The sequence below is a fragment of the Sphingomonas sp. Leaf357 genome (assembly GCF_001423845.1).
Lineage (GTDB): Bacteria > Pseudomonadota > Alphaproteobacteria > Sphingomonadales > Sphingomonadaceae > Sphingomonas.
In genome coordinates this window covers 261,984-283,965 of record NZ_LMPM01000003.1, presented here as the reverse complement: position 1 = coordinate 283,965, position 21,982 = coordinate 261,984, and the positions used below count along the sequence as shown (strand labels likewise).

The window sequence follows — 21,982 nt, the reverse complement described above, 5'->3', positions numbered from 1 at the left end:
GGTTGCGGCCAGAGGGGCGGGCGCAGCCTTGCCGGCACGTTGGATCCCGGATCAAGTCCGGGATGACGGAATGTCAGCAGGAACCAACATGATGGCCGTGCGTTAGGCGCGGGAGGTGGGGAATAGACGGTGGTCAGCCGCTCCCCCAAGGGGAAAAGCGCGTTTTGACTGGTCTTTGGTTTACGTCGAGTTGGGTGGTCTTGGCTTTGGCGGGGCTCGCTCCCGCGCAACAGGTGCCGCCGGCCACGCCCGAGCCGGTTCAAGCTCAGCCGGTCGATCCCAATGCGGACAAGCCGATCGTTACCGATTCCCAGTTCGATTCCGCGCTGCCCGCGCTGTCCAACGATATCAACGCCCCCCTCGAGGCGATGCCCGCTGCCCCGGCGGGGACGCCGCTGATCGCCGGGCAGGTATCGCCCGCCGATCCCGCGCTGACGCCGGTCGCGGCCGAGACACCGGAGCTGAGCGCGCCGCTGCCCGCGCTCGGATCGTACGACACCACGCCGCCGATCGAGGTTGCCGATGTCGGCGACGAGAAGACGGTGGTCATCCGCTACGACACCGAAGTGCGCGGGCTGGACGAGCTGGAGCTGACCAGTCAATTCAATTCGCTGTCCGCGCTGAAGGAAGGCGGTGGCAATGCCGCCAACGCGGCGATGATTTCCGCGCGCGCCAAGGAGGATGAGGCGCTGGCGGTGCGGCTGATGAAGTCGAAGGGCTTCTATGACGGCACCGCGATCTCGACGATCGAGCAGCCGCCGGCGAAGAGCGGCAAGCCGGTCAAGGCGATCGTCAGCGCGACGCCGGGCAAGGTCTACAGCCTGTCGTCGGTGACGATCGACGCCGGGCCGGTTGTGCCGCCAGATCTGTTGCGGCGCGAATTGCCGCTAAAGATCGGCGACAGGATTGAGGCGGATCGCATTCAGGGCGCGGAGGCCAATCTGGCGCTGACGCTGCCGCAACAGGGCTATCCGTTCATCAAGGTCGGACAGCGCGACATCCTGCTCGACGATGCGAAATGGACCGGGGATTACACGCTGCCGGTCGACACCGGGCCAAGATCGTCGTTCGGCACCTATTCGACCGAGGGCAAGCTGGCGTTCGACGCCAAGCATGTCGGGGTTCTGGCGCGGTTCAAGGACGGCGAACTGTACGACAATCGCAAGGTCGACGACCTGCGCCAGGCGCTGGTCGCGACGGGATTGTTCTCGACCGTATCGGTCGAGCCGCGCCGCACCGGACAGCCCGGTCCGGACGGGACCGAGAAGGTCGACCTGCTGGTGCGGCAGGAGGCCGGGCCGCCGCGCTCGCTCGCCGCCACGGCGGGCTATTCGACCGGCGAGGGAATCAAGCTCGAAGGGTCGTTCACGCATCGCAACGTGTTCCCGCCCGAGGGCGCGCTGATCGGATCGATCATCGCCGGCACGCAGGAGCAAGGCCTGTCGGGTACCTTCCGGCGGATGAACGCTGGCAAGCGCGACCGGACCGTCACGCTGACGGCATCGGCCAACCACTCGAACTACGATGCGTTCAACGCCTTTACCGGCACGTTGTCCGGGCGGATCAGCTACGATTCGACGCCGATCTGGCAGAAGAAGTTCACCTATGCCTACGGCTTCGAACTGACCGGCACGAACGAAAGCGTCTACGATTTCGCGATCGGCGACCGGAGGCGCAAGACGTACGGCATCGTCGCGCTACCTGGGCAGGTGTTGTTCGATACGTCGGACAGTCTGCTCAACCCGACCAAGGGCTATCGCCTGAAATTGAGCCTGAGCCCGGAGACGTCGGTGAGCGGCGGCGTGCGGCCCTATGCGCGCGTGCTGATCGAGGGCAGCATCTATCAGCCGGTGACGCCGAGCCTGGTGGTGGCGGGGCGGGTGCGCGCGGGGACGATCCCGGGCATCGCACGCGACGATCTTGCACCGTCGCGGCGCTATTACGGCGGCGGCGGCGGATCGGTGCGCGGCTACGGCTATCAGCGGCTCGGGCCGTTCGATCCGCAGGGCAATCCGGTCGGCGGACGCTCGCTCAACGAATTCTCGATCGAGGCGCGCTATCGTTTCGGCAATTTCGGGATCGTGCCGTTCTTCGATGCGGGTAACGCGTACGAGACGGTTTACCCCAAGGGCGGCGACCTGCGGTACGGCGCGGGCATCGGCGGGCGATTCTACACCAATTTCGGACCGATGCGGGTGGACGTGGCAACGCCGCTCAACCCGCGACCGGGCGACGGCAAGGTCGCGCTCTACATCTCGATCGGGCAAGCATTCTGATGGCCGACGAGCAGGTTTCCGAGACCGTCGTGGCGGGCAAGCGCCCGGTGTGGCTGAGCATCCTGAAATGGATCGGCATCGCGATCCTCGGCGTGCTGGTGCTCGCGGTGGTGCTGGTGCTGGGCGTCAACACGTCGCCGGGGCGGCGGATCATCGCCAATTATATCGGCGGGTACGAGACGGCGTCGGGGCTGAACATCAAGGTCGGGCGGATCGACGGATCGATCTACGGCAAGATGGTGTTGACCGACGTGCGGGTGAGCGACCCCAAGGGCGTGTTCCTGACCTCGCCACGGCTCGACGTCGACTGGCGGCCGTTCGCGTTCCTGAAGAACCATGTCGATGTGCGCTCGGCCGGGTCGAAGCTGATCACGTTGCAGCGGTCGCCCGAGCTGAAGGCGGTGCCGAGCGATCCGAACGCGCCGTACCTGCCCGACCTCGACATCGATATCGGCAAGCTGACGGTCGATCGGTTCGTGATGATGAAGGCGGTGACGGGGCAGGCGCATGTCGTACGCTTCGACAGCGGCGTGCACATCGCGGATGCGCGGGCGCAGCTGACCGCGAACGCGATGGCGCTGACCGGGCCGGGCATCGCGGGTGGCGACCGGCTGACGCTGAAGCTGGACGCGGTGCCGGATCAGGACAAGCTCGACGTGGACGCGCGGCTGACCGCACCGGCGACCGGCGTGGTGGCGACGATGGGCGGGCTGAAACAGGCGCTGGACGCGACGGTTTCGGGCAAGGGATCGTGGAAGGCCTGGCAGGGTAAGGCCGTCGCGACTCTGGGTGGCAAGTCGTTCGCCGATCTCGATCTCGCCGCCAATGACGGCACGTTCAAGGTGCGCGGGAATGCGCATCCGGCGCTGTACGCCGACACGCCGGCGGAGGGCGTGGCGCAGGTGCGCGCGGGCCGCAACCAGAAGCCCGACGCGACGAATCCGCTGGCGGCGATCACCGCGCCGCAGGTCGATTTGTCGATCGACGCGACGCTCGACCAGCGCAAGGTGGATACGAAGTTCCAGCTGAAGTCGGATGCGCTGGCGGTGGCGGGGCAGGGGCTGATCGATCTGGCGACGAGCCGGTTCGGGCAGTTGAAGGTCGATGCGAAACTGCTGACACCGGGCGCGATCCTGCCCAACCTCAACGGGCGCGACGTGGCGGCGAGCGTGGTGCTGGACGGCGCGTTCGCGACGCCGACGGTGAACTATGTCGTGCAGGCGAAGAGCATCGGTTTCGGCGAGACGCGCGTCGACGATCTCTATGCCTCGGGCCTCGCCAAGGTGGATTCGAACCATATCCTGGTGCCGATCAAGGCGCGCGCGCGGCGCATCGCCGGGCTGGCTGCCGCAGCGGGCGATCTGCTCGACAATGTCGCGATCGAGGGCGATTTCGCGATCTCGGGCGTCAACATCCTGTCGGACAATCTGCGCATCCGGTCGAAGCGGATCGACGCCACCGCGATCATCGCGGCGAACATGCAGACCGGGCGCTACACCGGCGGCCTGAACGGCCGGGTGAACAATTTCCGTGTCGAGAGCATCGGCATCCTGAACATCCAGACCGATGCCAAGCTGGTGACGGCGCCGCAGGGCGGGTTCGGGATCACCGGGCGCGTGGTGGCGCGTACGTCCCGGATCTTCAATTCGGGCGTGGCGAGTTTCCTCGGCGGCAACGCCATTGTGCGCACCGATATCGGTTACGATCCGAACGGGATCATCACGTTCCGCAATCTGCGGCTGAACGCGCCGCAATTCCGCGTGACGAACGGCTCCGGGCGGTACGATCCGACCGGCGCGTTGCTGGTCAATGCCGATGCCTATTCGAGCGCATACGGGCCGTTGACGGCGCGGGTGACGGGCAGCGCGACGCAGCCGGTGGTGCTGCTGCGCGCGCCGCGCCCGGGCGTGGGCGTCGGACTGGTCAATCTCGAGGCGCGGGTGCGCGGGAACGGCACGTCCTACGCCGTCTCCGCGACCGGGGGCACGACCTATGGGCCGTTCTCCGCCGACGTGATCGTGCGGCCGAGCCCGGTGCTGGCGGTGGACATCCGCGCGGCCAAGTTCGCGGGCGTGAATTTCAGCGGCAAGGTGCAGCAACTTCCGGCGGGACCGTTTGCCGGCCGCATCCAGTTCGCCGGGTCGGGCATCACCGGCGCGGCCAATCTCGGCGCGCAGGGCAAGTACCAGCGCGCCGACATCGCCGCGCGAGCCTATGCCGCGAAGATCCCCGGCAGCGTGGATTTCACGATCGGCCGCGCGATCATCGCCGCCAATGTTGTGCTCTACGACAAGCCGGCGGTGAAGGCCGACGTGCAGGTCGCGGACCTGCGCTATGGCCCGACGGTGATATCCTCGGCGCGCGCGAAGGTGGATTATGCCGGCGGCTCCGGCACCGCACAGGCTGTGGCGACCGGTTCCAACGGCGTGCCGTTCAACATCGCGGTCAATTCCCGGCTCAGTCCGAAATTGTGGCTGGTCGCGGCGCAGGGCCGGGCGAACGGCATCGGCTTCAAGACGGGTACGCCGGCGCGGATCCAGATCGAGGGCGCGACCTATCGCCTGCTGCCGACGCGGCTCGATTTCGACCAGGGGTCGGCACGGATCGCGGGCAGTTACGGCAGCCGTAATGGGGGGGGCATGACCTTGCAGGCTCGGCTCGACACGCTCGACCTGTCGATGGCCAATGCGCTGGTGCCGAACCTCGGCCTTGGCGGCACGGCGACCGGCAGTCTCGATTTCGCCCAGGCCGGTTCTGCGGCGTTCCCGACCGCCAATGCGCGGATGACGATCAGCAATTTCACGCGCTCCAGTCTGGCGGCCGTGTCCGAGCCGGTGAATATCGAGTTCGCCGGGCGGCTGGCCTCGGGCGGCGCGGATGCGCGCGCCTTGGTCAAGCGAGGCGCGACGACGGTCGGGCGGATGGTCGCGACGGTACAGCCGGGCGCCGGCGGTGCGTGGACGAGCCGTCTGATGGCCGGGCCGCTCTCCGGCGGCATCCGCTATAACGGTCCGGCGGGCGTGCTGTTCAGTCTCGCGGGGCAGGCGCGGCAGCAGCTGACCGGCGGCATTGCGGTCGCCGCCGATTTCGGCGGGCGGGTCGATGCGCCGACGCTGAACGGCGTGATCCGCGCCGACAAGCTCACCTACGAGAACGAAGTGTACGGCACGCGGCTGTCGAACATGAAGCTCGCCGGTCGGTTCGACAATACGCGCCTCCAGATCACGCAATTGCAGGCCACGGCCGGCGACGGCACGGTGCAGGCGCAGGGTTCGGTCGGCTTCTCGTCGGCCGAAGGCTTCCCGATCGACATCCAGGCGAAGCTGGACAATGCGCGCCTCGCCCGCAGCGACGCGCTGGGCGCGACCGCGACGGGCACGATCGCGATCAGCAACAACGCGCGCGACGGCGGGCTGATCAAGGGCGACCTGATCATTCCGGAAGCACGCTACGAGATCGTGACGCAGGGCCAGGCCGAGGTGCCGGAGTTGACCGGCGTGCGGCGCAAGAGCGATCTGGTGACGCGCCCGACCGACCGTCCGGCGGCGGCTCCGGCCGGGCTGTTCAAGCTCGATCTTCGCGTGCGGGCGGACAATCAGTTGTTCGTCAGCGGCATGGGGCTGGAATCCGAATGGAAGATGGACATGCGGATCGGCGGCACGTCGGCCGCGCCCAAGGTGGTCGGGCGCCTGCAAGTGGTGCGGGGTACGTACACCTTCTCGGGCAAGCGTTTCGAGATCACGTCCGGCGACATCCGCTTCGACGGCGGTGCGCTGACCGATCCGCAGATCGCGTTGACCGCCAGCACGACCACCAACGGCGTGACGGTCAACATCAACGTCAGCGGCACGGGGCAGAAGCCGGTCATCGCCTTCACCTCGACGCCGTCGTTGCCGCAGGACGAGGTGCTGAGCCGGCTGCTGTTCGGATCGTCGGTGACGAACCTGTCGGCGACCGAAGCGATCCAGCTGGCGGCGGCGCTGAATTCGCTGCGTGGTTCGGGCGGCGGCGGGCTCAACCCGCTCGGCAAGCTGCGTTCGGCCACCGGGTTCGATCGCCTGCGCATCCTCGGCGCGGACGAGGCGACCGGCCGGGGCACGTCGCTCGCGGCGGGCAAGTATCTGACCAACAACATCTATGTCGAGATCATCACCGACTCACGCGGGTTCACCGCGACGCAGTTGCAGATCGCGCTGACCAAGAGTTTGAGCCTGTTGTCGCAGGCGGGCTCGTTCGGCGGGTCGAGCGCGAGCGTGCGGTATTCGAAGGATTTCTAAAGTTTCGCATCGCTCGTCATCACGGAGTTGATCCGGAGTCCAATAAGCCGTTTGGGCGGCATCCGGTGATCTGGCGTTTCGCCTGCGGCCCGTTGGATCCCGGATCAAGTCCGGGATGACGGTCGAGATGGCGGCATTCGTCGCTCGCAGAACCAAGTCCTTTTCCGCAACCGATAAATGGAATATCGGGTATGCAGGAGAGAGCATATGGCGCTTGAACATTTCGACGTGGTCGTGGTCGGGGCGGGGATATCGGGGATCGGCGCGGGGTATCATCTCCAGACGCTGGCGCCGGACCGATCCTATGTCATTCTCGAAGGAAGGCCGCAGCTTGGCGGCACGTGGGATCTGTTCCGCTATCCCGGTATCCGTTCGGATTCGGACATGTACACGCTCGGCTATTCGTTCAAGCCGTGGACCCAGGCGAAGGCGATCGCGGACGGTCCTTCGATCCTGCGGTATCTGCAGGAGACGGCGCGCGAGCATGGCATCGACCGGCATATCCGGTATCGCAGCCACGTAAAGGCGGCGTCCTGGTCGACCCCGGACGCACGCTGGACGGTCAGCGTCGAGGGGCCTGACGGGCCGGTGCGATATACCTGCAACTTCCTCTTCATGTGCTCGGGCTATTATAATTACGCCAAGGGCCACACGCCGGACTTTGCCGGTGCCGGGGATTTCGCCGGGCGGATCGTTCATCCGCAGCATTGGCCGAGCGACCTCGATTACACCGGCAAGAAGGTCGTGGTGATCGGCAGCGGCGCGACGGCGGTGACGTTGGTGCCGGAGATGGCGAAGACCGCCGCGCACGTCACGATGCTGCAGCGATCGCCCACCTATGTCGTGTCGCGACCGAGCGAGGACGGGGTCGCCAACTGGCTGCGCGCCAAGCTGCCGGCAAAGACCGCTTATGGCATCACGCGCTGGAAGAACGTGCTGTGGGGGATGTTCTTCTTCCGCCTGGCGCGGCGGCGGCCGGAAAAAGTGAAGGACCGGATCATCGGCATGGTGCGCGAGCATCTTGGGCCGGACTACGATGTCGCGACGCATTTCACGCCGCGCTACAATCCCTGGGACCAGCGGCTATGCCTGGTGCCTGATGCCGACCTGTTCGATGCGCTCAAGGCCGGATCGGCCGAAGTGGTGACCGATCGCATCGCGCGGTTCACGCCCGGCGGCATCGCGCTGGAAAGCGGCAAGGAGATTGCGGCCGACGTGGTCGTCACGGCGACCGGGCTGGAACTGCAATTGCTCAGTGACGTAGCGTTCGATGTGGACGGCGCGCCGGTCGATCTGGCGAAGACGTATAACTATAAGGGCATGATGTATTCGGGCGTGCCCAATCTGGCGTCGTCGTTCGGCTATACCAATGCGTCCTGGACGCTGAAGGCCGATCTGACCTGTGCCTATGTCTGCCGTCTGCTCAACACGATGGCGAAGCGCGGGTTGCGCCAGGCGACGCCGCGCATCTCGGGCGAGGATTTGCAGGCCGAGCCGTTCCTCGATTTCTCGTCCGGCTACGTCACGCGTGCGATGGAGAAATTCCCGAAGCAGGGCGACCGCAAGCCGTGGAAATTGTACCAGAATTACGCCAAGGACCTGGTGACGCTGAAATACGGATCGGTCGACACCGAGATGGAATTCTCCAATCCCGCGCCAAAGCGCGTGGCATCGCGCGATACGGTCGACGCCTGAGGGATTGGGGGTTAGGGTCGCCGGCATGACGCCGGATGATCTTACCGCCAGCGCGCTCGGCCATCTCGAGCGGCTGATCGCGTTCGATACGACGTCTCGCGATTCGAACCTCAGGCTGATCGAATATGTCGAGCATGTGCTGGCACCGCTCGGCGTCAACGCGACACGGGTGTTCAACGAGGATCGCTCCAAGGCCAATCTGTACGCGACACTCGGGCCTAGCGTGCCGGGGGGCGTGGTGCTTTCGGGGCATACCGATGTCGTGCCGGTCGATGGCCAGCCCTGGACGAGCGACCCTTTCACGCTGACGCGCCGGGGCGATCGGCTGTTCGGACGCGGGACGTGCGACATGAAGGCGTTCCTCGCGCTCGCTTTGGCGGGTGCGCCGGCGTTCTTGAGCGGTGCGCGGCCGGTGCATCTGGCCTTTTCCTATGACGAGGAGGTCGGCTGTCTCGGCGCGCCGAGCATGATCCGCGAACTGGTGCGGGATCTGCCCCCGCCCGCCGCCGTGGTGGTGGGCGAGCCGACCAATATGGAGGTGGTGAGCGGGCACAAAGGCATCTCGACCTGGCGCGTGACGGTGAGCGGGCATGAGGCGCATTCGAGCCTGACGCACCTCGGCGTGTCGGCGAACATGGTTGCGGTGCGGCTAATGGCGCGGCTGGCCGATCTGGCGGATGCGCTGGCACTGAAGGCCGATGCGCATTCGGCGTTCTGCCCGCGACATGCGACGTTGACGATCGGTCAGGTCAATGGCGGGACGGCGGTGAACATCCTGGCGCGCGAGTGCATGTTCGTCTTCGATCTGCGCGTGCTGCCGGGGATGGACCCGGACGCGATCGTCGCGCCGTTCATTGCGGCGTGCGCAGCGGAAGGCGCACGGATCGGGCCGCTGTTCGAGGGTGCCGGGGTGGAGGTGGTACGACGATCGCAGACGCCGAGCTTCGCGCCGGAGCCCGATGGGGCAGCCGAGCTGCTGGTGCGGCGGTTGACCGGCGACAACGGGCCGGCGCGCGTGGTGGCCTATGCCTCGGAGGCCGGACAGTTCCAGGGCGGCGGTTTCTCGGTGGTGATCTGCGGGCCCGGCTCGATCGAGCAGGCGCATCAGGCGGACGAGTATCTGGAGGTTGCGCAGCTGGAACGCGGCGCGACGTTCATGGCGCGGCTGGCAGAGGCACAGCGATAGAGTGCAAGTCACGCGATCGGCAGGAGGCGTCGCCGATGATGCGCGGTCACGAAGCGCTGACAAAAGTTTATTCGAAAAATAGCCGCTTCGGACGCTTTGTTCGAGGCAGTACCGAATCGGGACTGTCGGCCGATTGGCGGACAGTCCGTAAAAAGTCGCCGGTCAGATCCTGCGGGGAGTGCCGACCGAAAGTATCGATCCGACGCCGCGTTAAATGCTTCTAATATAGAAGGATTCTGTTGGACGTCGGATCGACTGCCTGATTTACCAGGGGCGAACGTTGTCGCCGTAGATGAGCGAAAGCAGAAACTTCAGCATGGTTATCTCCCTTGTTACACTCAGTCGAGTGCCGACAATTCTTAATGCATTTTTAACCGTAAGGCAATCGGAAGGCGGCGCGTGCGGTGTCCCGTTCGGGGTCGTTTAAGGGTTCCTTCAGGGGTGGCGCGGTAGCGGTATCGCGATGGCCTGCGTTTCCAGAACAGTTGGTCCGCATAACGGACCCCGGCGACACGCTCGGCCGATCGGCGCGAGCGCGCTCGACGACGTGCGTGCGCAAGCCGGTGGGCCAGTGGCGGAAGCGCCGGATCAGGCGTCGAAAGGCGTAGCTTCGCGTCGCCGCGCGGCGCCGGTCCTCTTGCAGGACGAGGATCGTCTGCCCTGGCCGGTGGTTCGGGCGTGGCAATTCCTCTGCATGACCGACATCCTGAATTTCGCGGCGCTGCGCCGTCACCTGGGATGTTCGCGGGCCGACCAGTTGGTGGTCGATGTCAGCGATCGCATCGCCGCAGTGTTGCCGAGCGCGCGGGTGACGATCGTGGGACGGTCCGTGCTGGAACTGACGTTCGAGGGCGACACGATCGACGATCTCGATGCGGCGCTGGTCCTGCTCAACGACGAGTTCGGCGCGCCGTTCGATCTGGACGGCGAGGCGCATCAACTGAAGATGCTGTTCGCCGCCGCGGCAGCACCGGTCGGCAATACCGAGGATGTCCGGCTTGCCGAGGAGGCCGAAGCCGCGATGGAGCAGGCGCGGATCGATCAGCGCACGGTGGTGCGCGATCTGTCGGCCGGAACGCCCGCGTTCGACCGGCTGACACTGTCGCGCGAACTCGGGCCCGCGCTCGCCAATCGCGAGATGTTCCTGCAATATCAGCCCAAGGTGCACGTGCGCCGGCAGGAGATTTCCAGTGCCGAGGCCCTGGTGCGGTGGCAGCACCCGACGCGCGGGCTGGTCCTGCCGGGCGATTTCATCACTCTGGCCGAAGAGATCGGCGAGATCGGGCCGCTGACCTTGTGGACGCTCGATCAGGTGATCGCCGACCAGAAGGTGCTGGCCGCCGAGGGCCATGACCTGACGATCTTCATCAACATTTCCGGGCAGTTGCTCGCCGAGCGCGATTTCGTGCAGGCGGCCTGCGCCATGGTGACGGACGGAGGCGCTAAGATCGGCTTCGAGATCACCGAAACGGCGGTGATCCGCGATCCCGAAATCGCCATCCGCCACCTTCAGCAATTTGCCGATGTCGGCATCGTCATCGCGATCGACGATTACGGCGCGGGCCTGTCGTCGCTCGCGTATCTCAAGCAATTGCCGGCGCGCGAACTGAAGATCGACAAGATGTTCGTGCTTCAACTGACCAGCAGCAATCGCGATCCGCTGATCGTGCGATCGACGATCGACCTGGCGCACGCGCTGGAGATGGAAGTGACCGCCGAGGGGGTCGAGACGCAGGCGGCGATGGCGCTGCTGACCGTGATGGGCTGCGACATGGTGCAGGGCTATCTGATCAGCCGGCCGATCTCGTTCGATGCTTTCCGTCATTATCTGCGCGACGACAAGCTGAAGGCGGCGCATCACCAGGGCGGGTCGCTGTTCAGCCGCCCGGCGAGCTTCTGGAAGAGCGCCTGAGCACGGTAATCTTAGCCGGGGGTTAAGGGGTTCGGGGCTAACGTCCGGCCGATGAAGCTGACCGATCTGACCATGCCCATTGCGATGCTGCTGAGCCTGACGGCCGGCGTCGCTCCGGTCATCGCGGCCCCCGGGAATGCTCATGCCGCCACCGATCCGCAGGCCGGGATCCGCTTCGATCGCGTGATCGCCGATGCCAAGGCGATGATGCTGCTCGATCCGGCCAAGACGGTCGAACGCGGGCAGGCGGCCGAACACCTCGCCGCGAAGCTTCAGGGGCGGGCGCGGATCATCGGCATCGCCACCGCCGAATGGTTGCAGGGCGAGGCGTATCTCCGCATCAACGATGCCACCCGCGCGGCACCGCTGATCGAGCGCGCAATCAAGATGGTCGCCAAGGCCGGGCCACCATCCAAGCTGAACGGCGATTTGTTGCTGTCGCGCGGCGGCCTGCATACCGCCACGGCGAACGTTGCCGCAGCGCTGGAGGATTATCAGCAGGCACACAATATCTTCCGCGATATCGGCGAGACGCGCAGCCGGGCGATCGCGCTGCTCAGCATCGCCCTGCTGTATCAGGAGGCTGAAGATTATCAGAACGCCCTGAAATATTACGATCAGGCGTTGGACGTGTATCGCGGCGACCCGCAGATCCTCTACGCGATCTACAACAACCGGGCCAATGCACTGAAGGAATTGGGACGGCTGACCGATGCGGAGGGGCAGTTCCGCAAGGCATTGGAACTGGCGCGCGAACTGAAGAGCCCGGCGATGGAAGCGCGCGTGCTGAGCAACATCGCACGCGGCCAGCTTCTGTCAGGACAATTGGCGGCCGCGGATCGCACGATCGCCCAGGGCTTCGTGGTCGCGGGTGGACCGGAAGCGGCGGTAGCGCGCGATCAGTTCTGGGTGCTTGCGGCAAATTCGGCGTTTCGCAGGGGCGACATGCCCGAGGCGGTCAAACTCATCACGCGGAGCTTTTCCGGGATCGACCCCGACAAGACGACGTTGGAACTACGGGAAGGGCATAAGATTGCCTATGAAATCTTCCGCAAGGCGGGAGACGACCGAAACGCCCTGATCCATCTCGAGGCATTGAAGCGGCTCGACGATCAAACTTCGAAGCTGGCTTCCTCCGCCAACACGTCGCTGGTGGCGGCGCGGTTCGATTTCGCCAACCAGAAGACACGCATCGCGCAACTCAAGGCGACCGAACTCCAACGCAATATCGATTTCGAGCGCGCGCAGGCGAAGACGCGGCAGACTATCGCGACCGGGCTGTCCGCCATCGTGGTGATGATCGTCGGTTTGCTGACCTTCGGCATCGTCACTTTACGTCGCAGCCGCAATCAGGTGCGCGCCGCCAATATCGACCTGGCGGCGACGAACAGCGCGCTCGGCAAGGCGCTGGCGGCGAAGACCGAGTTCCTCGCCACCACCAGCCATGAGATCCGCACGCCGCTGAACGGAATCCTCGGCATGACGCAGGTGATGCTGGCCGATCGCGCGCTGACCGAGCAGATCCGCGACCGGATCGGCGTGGTGCACAGCGCGGGCGTGACGATGCGGGCGCTGGTCGACGATATTCTGGACGTCGCCAAGATGGAGACGGGCAATCTGACGATCGAGCATGTGCCGCTCGACCTGAGGGCGACGCTGAACGACGTCGCCCGGCTGTGGCAGGAACAGGCGGCGGGCAAGGGGATCGGCTTCGTGCTCGATCTCGATCAGAGCCCGGCCTGGATCGCCGGCGACGCGGCGCGGTTGCGGCAGATCGTGTTCAACCTGCTGTCCAACGCGCTGAAGTTCACCGAGGCGGGTAGCGTCACCTTGCGGGCGGCGGCGGTGGGCGAGCGACTGTGCCTCACCGTGACCGACAGCGGCATCGGCATTCCGGCGGACAAGTACGAACTGATCTTCGAATCCTTCCGCCAGGTCGATGCCGGGACGACGCGACGTTTCGGCGGGACCGGGCTGGGCCTCGCGATCTGCCGCAACCTGGCGCGGGCGATGGATGGAGACGTGCGGGTCGAAAGCGAGATCGGCGTGGGATCGTCCTTCATCATCGACCTGCCCTTGACGCTCGCGGCACCGCCGGAGGCGGTCCCGGAGGTGTCCGATGGCAAGGCGCTGCTGATCGTCGACCGCAGTCCGATCACGCGCAGCATGCTTCGCGCCATGGTCGAAGCGCGTGCGGGGACGGTGATCTTCGCCGCTTCGGTCGAGGAGGCGGTGGAGAAACTGAACGGCGGCCAGGTGGCTCAGGTCCTGATCGACGATGCGACGATCAAGGCCGCGCCCGACCGCGACGCCGCGCTGTCGGCGATCGTCACGGCGGCGAATGCGGCAAAGGCGGCCACCAGTCTGCTTTGGAGCGCGAAGGATGATTCGGAGCATGACGCGCTGTGTGCTACAGGCATAGGACAGGTGATCGCCAAGCCCGTCACGGGCGCAGCGCTGATAGAAAAATTGTACGTTTCCGACGGGGTTATCCCCCAGCCGCTTGTTTCGCGCGCGGCATAAGGCGATAGGGTGCAAGAGATGTCGCACAGAATGTCGATCCAGGCCCCACGCCCATGAACGTCCTCTTTATCGAGGATGATCCGATGAATCGCCGGGTGGTCGGCGATATGCTCGACGTTGCCGGCGCCACGATGACCGGTGCGGAAAACGCCGAACTCGGCCTGCAGCTGATCGAGCAGAACGATTACGCGATTATCCTGATCGACCTGCGCATGCCCGGCATGGATGGTATCACCGCGATCCGGCATATCCGTTCACGTAGCGACGCCAAGGCGGGCTTGCCGATCATCGTGGTAACCGCCGACACCGCGATCGACCTGCGGGAACGTTGCATCTCGCAGGGTGCGGACGAGGTATTGTTCAAGCCGGTGGCGATGGATGCCCTGTTCGACGCGATGGGGCGCATGCTGGCCAAGGCCGCCGGCGACGGGACGATCGGTTAGGCTCTCACAGCCTGCTTGCTATTATCGCTTCCCTGGCCTCCGCTGGGGAAGTGGCTCCTTGAGAGTGCCGACGCTCAATCCCGCCGCTTCAAGGCATCGGTGAGCGAAGCGGTCGCGCTACCGCGACGGGCAGGCTGGGGTTGCGTGGGGGCGGGGGCCCAACCGGTGAGAAACACGATATCGAAGCGTTCGGTCGTGCGGCCGTCCGGGTCGGCGCGGTCGGCGAAAGCCCGGGCGGCATTGGCCAGCGTTTCGCGGGTGAGTGGCGGCGTGCCGGGGAGCAGATTGGTCGCCGCCATGCCGCGCAGGTCGCGAAACAGGCTCCAGACATCGCCGTAGCGCACTTTCAGCGTCTCCACGTCCGCCACCGGCAAGGCGAAGCCGGCGCGCATCAGCAGGTCGCCGGCGGCGCGGACATCGACTTGCGGATGAACGCGCGCGGCGGGCGTGTCGCGTTCGGCATCGCGCAGCGTCGCGCGGAGCGTGGAGAGCGTGTTCCCGCCGGTGAACGCGGCCAGAAACAGGCCGTCCGGGCGCAAGGCGCGACGCGCAAGCGTCAGGGCGCCGGGCAGGTCGCTGACCGTGTCGAGCGTGCCGGCGGAGACGATCAGATCGAAGCTGCCATCGGGAAAGGTCGGCCGGTCCTCGTCGGCCTGAACGCCGCCGGAGGCTTCGGCGAACAGGGAGCCGGGATCGCTGCGGGTGATGTTAGCGCCCGGCGGGGCAACGAACGCCCCGTCGAAACAGCCGAGGTCCAGCACATCCTCGAACGCGCGGGTCACGGTCGACAGGCGTTCGGCGATGCCGTCGAGCATGGCCTCGCGCAGGAACGAGAAACCGGCATAACCCGGCGCGGCACGATCACGGCGGAGGCGTCGCAGGTTGCGATCGAAGATTTCGGGTGGCGTCACGGGCGGGCTTGTGCCCCGCGCCGGGCGCGGCGACAAGAGTTCGTGTCGCCACTGCTGAAACCGCTGCATTATGTCGCCGGTCTTGCGCTACCGCCGCGCTGCCCGGGATGCGGCGCGGTGATGAGCGAGGACCATCGCTTCTGCGCGGACTGTTTCGGGCAATTGCGCTTTCTCGGCCCGCCATGGTGCGCCGCCTGCAACGTACCGTTCGACTATGATCGGGGGGACGGGGCTTTATGCGGCGAATGCATCGCCGATCCTCCGCGCCATGCCGGGGTGCGGGCGGCGGTGGCGTATGGCGACGTCGCGCGGACGGTGGCGCTGCGGCTGAAATATGGCGGCAGGACCGGTTTCGCCGAAACGGTGGCGCGGGCGATGCTGCGGTTGATACCGGACGACGCGAAGCTGCTGGTGCCGGTGCCGCTGCATCGCTGGCGGATCTGGTCGCGCGGGTTCAACCAGGCGGCGTTGATCGCCGAACGCCTGTCGGTGGCGAGTGGCGTGCCGGCGGACCCAAGCGTGCTGCGACGGGAGAAGGCGACGCCTCCATTGCGTGGGCTCGGCGCGAAGGGACGGGCGCGGGCGGTGGCGGGCGCGTTTCGGATCGATGGCGCAGACCGGGTGCGCGACCGGGCGGTGGTGTTGATCGACGACGTGCATACCAGCGGCGCGACGAGCGACGGCTGCACGCGCGTGCTGCTACGCGCCGGGGCGACCAGCGTGACGATCCTGTGCTGGGCGCGCGTGCTGGATGAGGCGCGCACCGATTGACAACGGCCCTTCGCGACCACATTTCTGTCTCATGGCCAAAATCGAAATCTACACCAAAGCCTTCTGCCCGTATTGCGCGCGGGCGATGAAGCTGTTGTCGAGCAAGAACGTGGAGGTCGAGGAATTCGACATCACGATGGGCGGGCCGAAGCGCGCCGAAATGCTCGAACGCGCCAATGGCGGGACCACGGTGCCGCAGGTCTTCATCGACGGACGGCATGTCGGCGGATCCGACGATCTGGCCGCGCTGGAGCGTGAGGGCAAGCTGGACGCACTGCTGGGCGTATGAAGGCCGCCGTGCTGCAGATGACGAGCGGGATCGATCCCGCCGCCAATGCGCGCGTGCTGACCGATGCAATCGCCGAGGCCGCCGGTGGCGGGGCGAGCATGCTGTTCACGCCCGAAATGTCCGGATTGCTCGATCGCGATCGGGTTCGTGGCGGGCCGAAGATCGTCGCCGAAGAGGCGGACGCTGTGCTCGCGGCGGTGCAGACGGCGGCGGCGGAGCATCGGCTTTGGGTTCATCTCGGGTCGCTGGCTGTGCGGCGGCCGGACGGCAAGTTCGCCAATCGCGGGTTCGTGATCGACGATCGCGGGGCGATCCGGGCGCGATACGACAAGATCCATCTGTTCGACGTCGATCTGCCGACCGGCGAAAGCTGGCGGGAGTCCGCGGCTTATGTCGGCGGCGAGACGGCGAGCGTGGTCGCGACTCCGTTCGGGCCGCTGGGGCTGTCGATCTGCTACGACCTGCGGTTCGCCGATCTCTATCGCGCGCTGAGCAATGCCGGGGCGACGGTACTGGCGGTGCCGGCGGCCTTCACCCGGCCTACGGGCGAGGCGCATTGGCACGTGCTGTTGCGCGCTCGGGCGATCGAGGCGGGGGCGTGGGTGATCGCGGCGGCGCAGACCGGTGTACACGAGGATGGCCGCGCGACCTTCGGGCATTCGCTGGTGATCGATCCCTGGGGGCAGGTGGTGCTCGACATGGGCGAGGATGCCGGCGTCGGGTTCGCCGAGATCGATCCGGCGCGCGTGGCGGACGTGCGGTCGCGCATTCCGGTAATTGTGCATCGCCGTGTCATTCCCGACGTGACGACAGCATGATCGTTTTCGATCTCAAGTGTGCGCACGATCACGTGTTCGAGGCGTGGTTCGGATCGAGCGCGGCGTTCGAGGATCAGCGCGCGCGTGGGCTGGTGGCCTGTCCGCTGTGCGGCGACACTGTGGTGGCGAAGGCGGTGATGGCACCCAACCTCGCGGCGAAGGGCAACAGCAAGCCGGCCGCCGTGCCGGTGACGCAGCGCGCCACGCCCGATACGCCGATCCCGCCCGACGTGCTGAAGGCCGCGCTTCAGTCGCTGGCCAAGGCGCAATTGAAGGCGCTGGAGACCTCGCAATGGGTGGGGGGTGCCTTTGCCGATCGTGCACGGGCGATGCATGCCGGCGAGGAGGATCATGCTCCGATCCACGGCCAGTCGACGATCGCCGAGGCCAAGGCGCTGGTCGAGGACGGCGTGCCGATCGCGCCGCTATTGATCCCGATCGTGCCGCCCGAAGCGCTGAACTAGCATCATGGCCGAGAGCTGTCGGCGCGACGCCCAGAAGGTCGAAGAGCCGCAAGGCATCGACATCTCGTGGCACGTGCCGTGGCATGCCAGAGTGCCGGGCGCGGCGCTGATCGCGATCATGACGTTGCTGTGGCTCGGGCATATCCGCACGGGCGGAATGGGTGCCTGGGGCGTCTCCGGCGCGGCGCTGGCCGACGGGCGGTGGCGGACCGTGCCGCTGCACATGTTCGCGCATGGCGGCGCGGCGCATATCCTGATGAACGGCGTGGCATTGTTCGTGCTGGGCGGGCCATTGGTCGCGCGGATGGGAGATCCGCCGCTTGGCTGGCCGAGGTTCGTGGCGCTATTCCTGGCGAGCGGGCTGGCGGGCATGGCGCTGTTCCTCGCGATCCATCCTTACGGCGTGGTGCCGATGCTCGGCGCGTCGGGCGCGATCTACGGGTTGCTCGGGCTGCTGATCCGCCTGCCGGTGGAGGGCGAGGCGCTGATGCCGATCCGATCGGCGCGAACCCGGAAGATCCTGCTCGACTTGGTCAAGGCGAATGCGTGGCTGGTCGTGTTGCTGGCGATCCCGGCGCTGCTGCTCGGGCAATCGGGCGGGCTGGCATGGGAGGCGCATCTCGGCGGGTTCCTGTTCGGGCTGTTCGCCGGCCCGTGGTTCCTGCCCGGCGTTCGCACACGCACCGATTGACCGGCTTTCGCGCAACCCTTACCAGCGGCCCCAGTGTCCCCGTAGCTCAGCCGGATAGAGCGACGGTTTCCTAAACCGTAGGCCGCGTGTTCGAATCTCGCCGGGGACACCAACTTTCCAGCTAAAAACCCCAGCAAATCAGCCACTTTCTCGAAAGGGGTGGTTCGCGGCTGTTCGCGATTGTTCGTTCCTGTTCGTCCGATTGTTTCCCGATTTGATTACCGATTAGGCGTCTGAGGCTTGACCGGAGGCGCATGCCTCGGTATCGAAACCGCAGTCGGGAAACTACGGGATTTGGATGATGAGTGAAAAAGAAACGATCAAGGCGCGCGCGACGGTGACGCAAATCGACGCGTTAAAGGCTGGCGCTGCGGTGCGGCTCGTTAGCTGCGACCTCATCCCGAACTTGTATTTGCAGATCACCCCCGTTGGCATGAAAAAATGGCTTTGGGCTGGTCGTCTCAAAACCGGCTCGCTTCGCAAGATCGGCATCGGCAAGTGGCCAGCTTGGAGCCTCGCTGATGCACGCGAAGAGGCCGAACGGTGCAACGCGCTCCGGGATCGTGGCCTTGATCCTAAGATCGTGGCGGAAGAAGCCGCGAAGGCCGCAGCGGAAGCGGCTAAGGAAGCGGCTACGAACTCCGTCCGTTTCGTCTTTGACCAGTGGATGGCGCACAAGGCCATCGAGGGGAAGGCCACCAAAACCTTGCCGGAATATCGCCGGATCATGACGCGCTATTGGGACGCGGAGAAATGGCGCGTGCCGATCCGAAACATCAGCCGCGCCGATGTCAAAGCGATGGTCCGGGAGGTTCGCGAAAAAGGGGCGGTGGCACAGTCCAATCGTTTCTTGAAGGTCGTCTTTCCCTTTATGAAGTGGGCGGTCTCCGAAGATTTCATCGACACCAATCCGGCGAACGATATCGCATCGGCTGGTGAAAAGCGCGTAGGCGAAGATCGCGTCTTGTCGATCAGCGAAATGGCGCTGCTCTATCGCTCGGTGGAGGATTGGGACGCGGATCGTCGGGACGCCATCCGGCTATTGATCCTCACCGGCACGAGGAAGATGGAGGCGTTTGGCGCTCGGTTGCAGGATTACGATGCGGAGACCGGCATCTGGACCCTACCGCTGGCGGAGTTCACGGATGATCGCGGCCACACCTATCCGGTCTCGCACGCCAAAACCGGGAGGGTCCACCACATGCTCTTGCCGCCCTTGGCCAAAGCGATCTTCGACGCTCGCCAAGGTAAGGAGTTCGCGTTCCATGTCGCGCCTCACAAGTTTATGTTTGCGACCGCTGGCGCTGATGCGACGGCTGCGATGGAGAAACTGTCTGGCAAGCCCGTCGAGGGTTGGACGCTGCACAAGATCAAAAAAGGCGTCCGGTCGGCGCTCGGCTCCGACGAAATGGACGAACTTGGTGAGGTCTTCTCAGAGAACATCGGCGAAATCGTCACGCAGCACAGCCTTGGCGGTCTCAATCGGACCTACAACAAAGCGACATATGCGCGGCAAGTTGGTCGGGCGCTGGCGGCTTGGGAGCGTCTCTTGCGCGCCGAAATCAGCAAGCAAGACGGCACAAATGTCGTGTCGATCAGCGCGCCGGTCGCCGGGTAGAAACCCGCTGATGAGCCGATATCCAGCGTTCGATTTCGACTTCCCGGAACCGGACGCTGGTATCGATCATGACCGGCTCCGGGAAGTCGCCAGAGCGCCGGAGCTTCCATAGGCGTGTGCGCCCCACGGAGAGGCGCTCCATCGTCTGGCGGATCGTCATAAGCTTCGCCATCACGACCACCGCAGCGCCGCGAGGAAGCGGTCTTCCGGGCACAAGAAACCCATCGTGACGACCAGTTCGTCCGTCGCGCGGATTTCCAGATCATAGGGCGATGTTGGCACCGTGTTGGCGTCCCACCACCGTTGGAAGTCGCGGTAGGCTGCAATGCTCGTGAAGTTGACGGTCTTCGTCATGTTGATGGGTGTGAGTGCAAGTGTCATGGCGTGTCCCCCGCGTGTGGACCCAACCAGATAGAGACCGAACTTTGCTTGCTCCAATTGTCTTTCGAGGTAATCGAAGTTTCTGAACCTTAGTTCGAAGTATATCCAATAAATCTGTTGTCAAGCAACCAGCGGGTGGGTTTCCAAGTCTCAGATCGGGTTGTAGGAAACTACTATGAACACCATCCTTTTCCCGAAGCTATCGCTTCAAGCTCTGAACTACATTCTGATAATGCGTGCCATCGATTCACGCGGGCGGAAGGCTGCTCCGGTCGTCACCAGCTTCAATGATCATCGCCGCCAGCGCACCGATCATGTCGCGTAGTTCGCGCTGGTCGTCGGTAAGCGTGGCCACCCGCATGATGGCCTCATGGCTCCGGCGCTCGGCTGCATGCGCCACCCGGCCAGCCGTGGCGCTGTCCATGGCGTCCGCAGCCTCTTGCTCATCAATGTAGCGGAGCAACGCCGCCAGATCATCGGCATGACGATCTTGATCAACACGGATATCGGATTGATCGACCGCAAGGCGCTGCACGATCTGGCGCGCTCGGCTGTGGCTCAGTCTCATCGTGTATTTATCGGTCTTGGCCGATGTTCCTGTTCCGTTCTACAGCGCCGTCATGGTCGGGAAAGCGGAACGAGTCATCATCGGGTTGGCCGTCGAGGTGTTGCGGCGTGCCGTGGATGGTGCCAGCGCCCGCCCGGTCAACACGGTATCGGTGAGGTTGGCGCTCCGGTGTTTGCTCCCACATTGCGAAGAGCGATGGCCGCTAATCGGCTTTTGGGAATCGGCTGGCCAGACCAACGAAATCGGTCGGTGCCAAGGGGTAACTTCGTCCCTCAATGGTATCTTGGTCCAGTTGAAGCGCCGGAGCCTCGCGCCGGATTAGAGGTCTAGATTTCGGCGTTCGATCTCACGCAAAATCCGCTCTGCCTCGGAGCCTTCGCCGTCTGTGTGCTCAAAAAGTGCTTTCAGTTCGCGGTCGGAGAGTTTGGTTAAATTGTCCATTCCAGAAACTTGGCCGATCCCCGGCGTGTGCGCAATGATCGACGCTAATCACACTCCATCGCGTCCAATGCCGCTTTTGCCCGTTCAAGAGCGTCAGCCAAAAGCGCAGCGACCAAGGGCTGGTCGGCATCGTCAGCAATTTCCATTGTGTCCGCGATCATGCCAACGATAAGCGCGAGCCGCGCACGGTCATTACCAGACATCGACCTTCTCCCACCCGGAGCCAGAAGGCCCTACCTGATAGGGTCAGATACGCGCGTCTTCAAAAATTGTTGCAATTTAACCCGGCTTATTCAGCGACTTATCATTTGAGATTTCTTGGACACCCGCATTTATCAAGCGGGTTCCGGTGATGATAGCGGCTTCGGGCGTTAGCGAGACATCCACGCCGTCTGGTCCTTCGACCATCACTTCGCCGCCGTAGCCCTCAACATCGGAAGGCTCGGAGTAGACCTCGCGCTGCATTTCCATCTCCATTATGTTTTGGCCAAAACGATGATGAGGGCGGATTGTTTCGGCACCGAGAGGCTTTGAGAAAATTGGATTGGTCGCACGCCAGCTTCGTGGCGGTGTCGAGGGGGAGAGGGTGAGGGCGGCGCTCAAAGAACCGCCCCCGTGACAAACCGACTGTCCGTCTATTTAGCTTGGCGGGAGCAAACATTCGAACCTTGGGTGTGAAGTTTTATGTGCCTGCTTTACAACATAAGGTTCAAGAACT

Annotated in this window: 19 protein-coding genes and 1 tRNA gene; 14 read left to right on the top strand and 6 right to left on the bottom strand. The window is 64.9% G+C overall.

Features of this window, described 5'->3' with window-relative positions:
• Positions 1–206 precede the first annotated feature (206 nt).
• The 7 genes from ASG11_RS17970 to ASG11_RS17940 all read left to right on the top strand — a co-directional run bounded on the left by ASG11_RS17970 (position 207) and on the right by ASG11_RS17940 (position 14,312).
• The gene (locus ASG11_RS17970; protein ID WP_443024503.1) at positions 207–2,276 is read left to right on the top strand and encodes a BamA/TamA family outer membrane protein; all 2,070 of its coding nucleotides are present in this window, start codon (positions 207–209) and stop codon (positions 2,274–2,276) included.
• Positions 2,276–6,553, top strand: a complete 4,278-nt coding sequence (locus tag ASG11_RS17965) for a translocation/assembly module TamB domain-containing protein (protein ID WP_055783528.1) — start codon at positions 2,276–2,278, stop codon at positions 6,551–6,553. Before ASG11_RS17970 ends, ASG11_RS17965 begins: the two co-directional genes overlap by 1 nt.
• A gap of 207 nt (positions 6,554–6,760) precedes the next feature.
• Positions 6,761–8,248, top strand: coding sequence for a flavin-containing monooxygenase (locus ASG11_RS17960; RefSeq protein WP_055783526.1), 1,488 nt, complete (start codon positions 6,761–6,763; stop codon positions 8,246–8,248).
• A gap of 25 nt (positions 8,249–8,273) precedes the next feature.
• Positions 8,274–9,434, top strand: a complete 1,161-nt coding sequence (argE, locus tag ASG11_RS17955) for an acetylornithine deacetylase (protein ID WP_055783524.1) — start codon at positions 8,274–8,276, stop codon at positions 9,432–9,434.
• A 694-nt stretch (positions 9,435–10,128) separates the two neighbouring features.
• Positions 10,129–11,346, top strand: coding sequence for an EAL domain-containing protein (locus tag ASG11_RS17950; RefSeq protein ID WP_055783651.1), 1,218 nt, complete (start codon positions 10,129–10,131; stop codon positions 11,344–11,346).
• Positions 11,347–11,397: 51 nt separating this feature from the next.
• A complete protein-coding gene (locus ASG11_RS17945) occupies positions 11,398–13,869 on the top strand; it encodes an ATP-binding response regulator (RefSeq protein WP_236697589.1) in 2,472 nt (823 codons plus the stop codon).
• A 53-nt stretch (positions 13,870–13,922) separates the two neighbouring features.
• Positions 13,923–14,312, top strand: a complete 390-nt coding sequence (locus ASG11_RS17940; RefSeq protein ID WP_055783523.1) for a response regulator — start codon at positions 13,923–13,925, stop codon at positions 14,310–14,312.
• A 74-nt stretch (positions 14,313–14,386) separates the two neighbouring features.
• Here ASG11_RS17940 and ASG11_RS17935 read toward each other — a convergent pair whose 3' ends face one another.
• Positions 14,387–15,223 carry a methyltransferase domain-containing protein gene (locus ASG11_RS17935; RefSeq protein ID WP_236697588.1) on the bottom strand — a complete coding sequence of 279 codons (837 nt, stop codon included), beginning with the start codon at positions 15,221–15,223 and terminating at the stop codon, positions 14,387–14,389.
• A 42-nt stretch (positions 15,224–15,265) separates the two neighbouring features.
• Between ASG11_RS17935 and ASG11_RS17930 the strand changes: the two genes are divergently transcribed.
• The 7 genes from ASG11_RS17930 (at position 15,266) to ASG11_RS17900 (ending at position 19,874) form a co-directional block, all read left to right on the top strand.
• Positions 15,266–15,994: a ComF family protein gene (locus ASG11_RS17930; RefSeq protein ID WP_055783519.1), complete on the top strand. Its 729-nt coding sequence runs from the start codon at positions 15,266–15,268 to the stop codon at positions 15,992–15,994.
• A 31-nt stretch (positions 15,995–16,025) separates the two neighbouring features.
• On the top strand, positions 16,026–16,283 hold the full coding sequence (gene grxC / locus ASG11_RS17925; RefSeq protein ID WP_055783517.1) for a glutaredoxin 3: 258 nt from the start codon (positions 16,026–16,028) through the stop codon (positions 16,281–16,283).
• The gene (locus ASG11_RS17920) at positions 16,280–17,101 is read left to right on the top strand and encodes a carbon-nitrogen hydrolase family protein (RefSeq protein ID WP_055783515.1); all 822 of its coding nucleotides are present in this window, start codon (positions 16,280–16,282) and stop codon (positions 17,099–17,101) included. The genes grxC and ASG11_RS17920 overlap by 4 nt, the downstream gene beginning before the upstream one ends.
• Positions 17,098–17,565 carry a DUF1178 family protein gene (locus ASG11_RS17915; RefSeq protein ID WP_055783513.1) on the top strand — a complete coding sequence of 156 codons (468 nt, stop codon included), beginning with the start codon at positions 17,098–17,100 and terminating at the stop codon, positions 17,563–17,565. Before ASG11_RS17920 ends, ASG11_RS17915 begins: the two co-directional genes overlap by 4 nt.
• 4 nt (positions 17,566–17,569) lie before the next feature.
• Positions 17,570–18,256, top strand: coding sequence for a rhomboid family intramembrane serine protease (locus ASG11_RS17910; RefSeq protein ID WP_055783512.1), 687 nt, complete (start codon positions 17,570–17,572; stop codon positions 18,254–18,256).
• A 35-nt stretch (positions 18,257–18,291) separates the two neighbouring features.
• A tRNA-Arg gene (locus ASG11_RS17905) sits at positions 18,292–18,368 on the top strand.
• A gap of 186 nt (positions 18,369–18,554) precedes the next feature.
• Entirely contained in the window at positions 18,555–19,874 is a 1,320-nt protein-coding gene (locus ASG11_RS17900) for a tyrosine-type recombinase/integrase (protein WP_055783510.1), read from the top strand.
• Here the strand turns inward: ASG11_RS17900 and ASG11_RS19515 are convergent.
• The 5 genes from ASG11_RS19515 to ASG11_RS18895 all read right to left on the bottom strand — a co-directional run bounded on the left by ASG11_RS19515 (position 19,852) and on the right by ASG11_RS18895 (position 21,867).
• Positions 19,852–20,034, bottom strand: coding sequence for a helix-turn-helix domain-containing protein (locus ASG11_RS19515; protein ID WP_168371763.1), 183 nt, complete (start codon positions 20,032–20,034; stop codon positions 19,852–19,854). The genes ASG11_RS17900 and ASG11_RS19515 overlap by 23 nt on opposite strands.
• Before the next feature lie 11 nt (positions 20,035–20,045).
• Positions 20,046–20,255 (bottom strand): hypothetical protein, encoded by a 210-nt coding sequence (locus ASG11_RS17890; protein ID WP_156363873.1) that lies wholly within the window; start codon positions 20,253–20,255, stop codon positions 20,046–20,048.
• Positions 20,256–20,502: 247 nt separating this feature from the next.
• Entirely contained in the window at positions 20,503–20,823 is a 321-nt protein-coding gene (locus tag ASG11_RS17885; RefSeq protein WP_055783505.1) for a hypothetical protein, read from the bottom strand.
• Positions 20,824–21,308: 485 nt separating this feature from the next.
• Positions 21,309–21,467 carry a hypothetical protein gene (locus ASG11_RS18900; protein ID WP_156363872.1) on the bottom strand — a complete coding sequence of 53 codons (159 nt, stop codon included), beginning with the start codon at positions 21,465–21,467 and terminating at the stop codon, positions 21,309–21,311.
• Positions 21,468–21,543: 76 nt separating this feature from the next.
• A complete protein-coding gene (locus tag ASG11_RS18895) occupies positions 21,544–21,867 on the bottom strand; it encodes a hypothetical protein (RefSeq protein WP_156363871.1) in 324 nt (107 codons plus the stop codon).
• Between the last annotated feature and the right edge of the window lie 115 nt (positions 21,868–21,982).

Bases quoted from the DNA above. Each gene is read 5' to 3' on its own strand.
- ASG11_RS17945 (WP_236697589.1), top strand. From the start codon at position 11,398: ATGAAGCTGACCGATCTGACCATGCCCATTGCGATGCTGCTGAGCCTG.
- ASG11_RS17890 (WP_156363873.1), bottom strand. From the start codon at position 20,255: ATGACACTTGCACTCACACCCATCAACATGACGAAGACCGTCAACTTC.
- argE (WP_055783524.1), top strand. From the start codon at position 8,274: ATGACGCCGGATGATCTTACCGCCAGCGCGCTCGGCCATCTCGAGCGG.
- ASG11_RS17920 (WP_055783515.1), top strand. From the start codon at position 16,280: ATGAAGGCCGCCGTGCTGCAGATGACGAGCGGGATCGATCCCGCCGCC.
- ASG11_RS17915 (WP_055783513.1), top strand. From the start codon at position 17,098: ATGATCGTTTTCGATCTCAAGTGTGCGCACGATCACGTGTTCGAGGCG.
- ASG11_RS18900 (WP_156363872.1), bottom strand. From the start codon at position 21,467: ATGTCTGGTAATGACCGTGCGCGGCTCGCGCTTATCGTTGGCATGATC.
- ASG11_RS17940 (WP_055783523.1), top strand. From the start codon at position 13,923: ATGAACGTCCTCTTTATCGAGGATGATCCGATGAATCGCCGGGTGGTC.
- ASG11_RS17960 (WP_055783526.1), top strand. From the start codon at position 6,761: ATGGCGCTTGAACATTTCGACGTGGTCGTGGTCGGGGCGGGGATATCG.
- ASG11_RS17910 (WP_055783512.1), top strand. From the start codon at position 17,570: ATGGCCGAGAGCTGTCGGCGCGACGCCCAGAAGGTCGAAGAGCCGCAA.
- ASG11_RS17900 (WP_055783510.1), top strand. From the start codon at position 18,555: ATGATGAGTGAAAAAGAAACGATCAAGGCGCGCGCGACGGTGACGCAA.
- grxC (WP_055783517.1), top strand. From the start codon at position 16,026: ATGGCCAAAATCGAAATCTACACCAAAGCCTTCTGCCCGTATTGCGCG.
- ASG11_RS17965 (WP_055783528.1), top strand. From the start codon at position 2,276: ATGGCCGACGAGCAGGTTTCCGAGACCGTCGTGGCGGGCAAGCGCCCG.
- ASG11_RS19515 (WP_168371763.1), bottom strand. From the start codon at position 20,034: ATGACGATCCGCCAGACGATGGAGCGCCTCTCCGTGGGGCGCACACGC.
- ASG11_RS17885 (WP_055783505.1), bottom strand. From the start codon at position 20,823: ATGAGACTGAGCCACAGCCGAGCGCGCCAGATCGTGCAGCGCCTTGCG.
- ASG11_RS17950 (WP_055783651.1), top strand. From the start codon at position 10,129: ATGACCGACATCCTGAATTTCGCGGCGCTGCGCCGTCACCTGGGATGT.